Source organism: Nitrosomonas communis, from assembly GCF_024102715.1.
Taxonomy (GTDB): Bacteria; Pseudomonadota; Gammaproteobacteria; order Burkholderiales; family Nitrosomonadaceae; genus Nitrosomonas; species Nitrosomonas communis_B.
This window is the reverse complement of sequence record NZ_JAGFJM010000110.1, coordinates 1-2,486: the sequence shown is the minus strand read 5'-3', so window position 1 is coordinate 2,486 and position 2,486 is coordinate 1. Positions and strand designations below refer to the sequence as shown.

Genomic DNA, 2,486 nt, shown 5'->3' with positions numbered 1-2,486 from the left:
TGCCCGGCTAAAGCAGTATCGGGCAATAGCGACACGATACGACAAACTGAAGCGAAATTACGAAAGTATGGTAGCCATAGCGTGTGGATACCTGTGGCTACCTATGTGAAATGTCAACAGACCCTAGTGATTGCAATATTTCAGCAATCGGTTCAAAATTGTCAGATCTCGTTATTTAAAAATTGTGTTTTATTATAGAGTTAGTTTTATCGACTAGAGCCGTTACGAAGAAATTCTATATTTTGGATTGCTTAAATCGTGGTTTGTCAAGAGATTGACGCAGTGCTTTTTCACAGGTAGCATCGCGTGTTCTGATGATTTGGGAAAAGAAAATGCGCACAAAGCTGGTTGTCGGTAACTGGAAAATGAATGGTAATCTGACTCAGAACCAGGAATTACTGAATGCAATCATTACGGGTACCCGTGAGTTACGAGATGTGGTTTGTGCAGTTTGTGTACCTTACCCTTACTTACAAGCAGTGCAGCTCGTTTTGAAAGATACGCATATTACTTGGGGAGCGCAGAACGTAAGTCAGTTTGATTTTGGCGCCTATACAGGTGAAGTGGCAGCAGAAATGCTGCTGGATTTTGCGTGTCGTTATGTGATTGTTGGGCATTCTGAGAGGCGGTCTCTATTTGGTGAGGATAACCATACGGTAGCCGAGAAATTTAAAAAAACTCAGAGTGTTGGACTGATACCTATTTTATGTGTTGGTGAGACATTGGCGCAGCGCGAAATTGGTGAAACAGAGCGTGTAATAGATGAGCAGCTCGATGCGGTGATTAAGTTAACGGGTATTAATTCATTAGCGCAATCAGTTATTGCCTATGAACCCGTATGGGCTATTGGTACGGGTAGAACAGCCACTCCTGCACAAGCACAGAGTGTGCATGCATTCATACGCAGCAAGCTTGCCAAGCAAAATACAGAGGTGGCTGCTAGCGTACAGATTCTTTATGGAGGAAGTGTGAAATCCAATAATGCAAGCGATCTGTTTGCAATGCCCGATATCGATGGAGGGTTGATAGGAGGTGCCTCATTGATTGCCGGCGAGTTTATTTCAATCTGTTCAGCTGTATAGTGATGATTTGCATAGAGTAAAAAAAATGGAAACAATAGTTTGGTCGGTTCATTTGGTGGCAGCAGTAGTGGTTGTTGTATTGGTGTTATTACAGCATGGAAAAGGTGCGGATATGGGAGCTGCATTTGGTAGTGGCTCAGCAGGAAGCTTATTTGGCGCAAGTGGTTCGGCAAATTTTTTAAGCCGGACAACAGCACTGGCAGCGACAGTATTTTTTATCACGAGCTTATCGCTGGCCTATTTTTCTGGCGGTAAAAATGAAGTTGCTAGTGTGATGAAACATCTTGATGTGAATGCAGTTGAAGCGCAAGAAGCAGAAAATTCAACAGAAGCAAAGCCATCTGCTGAAATACCAGCAAAAGATGATGCAGCCCCTAAAGCACTGGAAATACCTGAATAGTTAAATTGCGGTTTGTGATTGTAGTTAGAATCCATGGAGTGGGTGGATTAGATTGCTTGTTCGAGAATAATTAGCCGATGTGGTGGAATTGGTAGACACGCCGTCTTGAGGGGGCGGTGGCGAAAGCTGTGCGAGTTCGAGTCTCGCCATCGGCACCATTGTTTACTAAGAGTTTGGTGACTGCGCAGATAAATCAAAAACGAGAATGACATTTATGCTAGATACAATGCTGGGTAATTATTTTCCAATTCTACTTTTCATTTTGATCGGGCTGGCAGTGGGCGTATTATCCATGCTGGCAGGCTGGCTGTTTGCACCAAATCGACCTGATAGCGAAAAATTGTCACCTTACGAATGTGGTTTTGAGGCGTTTGAAGATGCACGCATAAAATTCGATGTGCGTTACTATTTAGTGGCAATATTGTTTATTCTGTTTGATCTGGAGATTGCATTCCTTTTCCCTTGGGCGGTGGTGTTAAATGAAATTGGTATGTTTGGCTTTATGGCAATGTTAGTCTTTCTCGGCATACTTATCGTAGGCTTTATCTACGAATGGAAGAAAGGCGCCTTGGAGTGGGATTGATATTATGAATGCTACAGTAGATAAAGGTTTTATAACCACTAGCCTGGATTCTGTGATTAACTGGGGTCGCACTGGATCAATGTGGCCAATGACTTTCGGGCTTGCTTGTTGTGCGGTGGAAATGATGCAAACTGGAGCTTCACGCTATGATCTGGATCGCTTTGGTATTGTCTTTCGCCCTAGTCCGCGGCAATCGGATGTGATGATTGTTGCGGGTACGTTGTGCAACAAAATGGCGCCTGCGTTGCGTAAGGTTTATGATCAAATGGCTGAGCCACGCTGGGTAATTTCTATGGGATCATGTGCGAATGGTGGTGGTTACTATCACTATTCATACTCTGTAGTACGCGGGTGTGATCGCATTGTACCGGTTGATATCTATGTTCCTGGATGTCCGCCTACTGCAGAAGCTTTGCTTTAT

At 43.7% G+C, this 2,486-nt stretch carries 4 protein-coding genes, 1 tRNA gene and 1 pseudogene; all 6 read left to right on the top strand.

Annotated elements, in window-relative coordinates; all coding sequences use genetic code 11:
* Positions 1 to 109, top strand: a pseudogene (locus J5I83_RS10920) (IS5/IS1182 family transposase); the annotation flags it as partial.
* Between the two features lie 223 nt (positions 110 to 332).
* The gene (gene tpiA, locus J5I83_RS10915) at positions 333 to 1,082 is read left to right on the top strand and encodes a triose-phosphate isomerase (RefSeq protein ID WP_304055948.1); all 750 of its coding nucleotides are present in this window, start codon (positions 333 to 335) and stop codon (positions 1,080 to 1,082) included.
* Between the two features lie 25 nt (positions 1,083 to 1,107).
* The gene (gene secG, locus J5I83_RS10910) at positions 1,108 to 1,482 is read left to right on the top strand and encodes a preprotein translocase subunit SecG (protein WP_304055946.1); all 375 of its coding nucleotides are present in this window, start codon (positions 1,108 to 1,110) and stop codon (positions 1,480 to 1,482) included.
* 73 nt (positions 1,483 to 1,555) lie between these two features.
* Positions 1,556 to 1,640: transfer RNA gene (locus tag J5I83_RS10905), tRNA-Leu, on the top strand.
* A gap of 68 nt (positions 1,641 to 1,708) precedes the next feature.
* Positions 1,709 to 2,065, top strand: a complete 357-nt coding sequence (locus J5I83_RS10900) for an NADH-quinone oxidoreductase subunit A (protein WP_304055951.1) — start codon at positions 1,709 to 1,711, stop codon at positions 2,063 to 2,065.
* 4 nt (positions 2,066 to 2,069) lie between these two features.
* On the top strand, positions 2,070 to 2,486 hold a 417-nt coding region (locus J5I83_RS10895; protein WP_304055945.1), incomplete at its 3' end, for an NADH-quinone oxidoreductase subunit B family protein.

Excerpts from the sequence above, each read along its gene's own strand:
- tpiA (WP_304055948.1), top strand. The coding sequence starts at position 333 with ATGCGCACAAAGCTGGTTGTCGGTAACTGGAAAATGAATGGTAATCTG.
- secG (WP_304055946.1), top strand. The coding sequence starts at position 1,108 with ATGGAAACAATAGTTTGGTCGGTTCATTTGGTGGCAGCAGTAGTGGTT.
- J5I83_RS10900 (WP_304055951.1), top strand. The coding sequence starts at position 1,709 with ATGCTGGGTAATTATTTTCCAATTCTACTTTTCATTTTGATCGGGCTG.